This is a genomic window from Oleiphilus sp. HI0080 (genome assembly GCF_001635135.1).
The window spans coordinates 1-305 of the sequence record NZ_LWFU01000029.1 but is presented as its reverse complement, the minus strand read 5'-3'; the positions used below and the strand labels follow the sequence as shown (position 1 = coordinate 305).

Below are 305 nucleotides of genomic sequence, written 5' to 3'. Positions count from 1 at the left end.
ATTTAGATATGAATTCTCAGCAGCTGCGCGTAACGGGAAAAGGGAACAAGCAACGTGTGCTTCCTGTGGGTAATAAAGCGGTGTCGGCTATTCAGGAGTGGTTGGCGTTTCGCTTGGATGCCCGGCCACAAGAGAACGCGCTCTTTGTTAGCCAGCAAGGGCGACGTATTAGCCGGCGTTCCGTGCAGGCACGGTTGAAAAAGTGGATTCAGTATAAAGGGCTTGAGGGGAAAATTTCGCCGCATACTCTTCGCCACAGCTTTGCGAGTCATATGCTCGAGGCAAGCCAAGATCTGCGAGCGGTC

General features: G+C 52.8%; 1 protein-coding gene. It reads left to right on the top strand.

The features are described from left to right. The coding region (locus A3751_RS00495; RefSeq protein WP_156492140.1) for a tyrosine-type recombinase/integrase at positions 1-305 on the top strand (305 nt) is incomplete at both ends.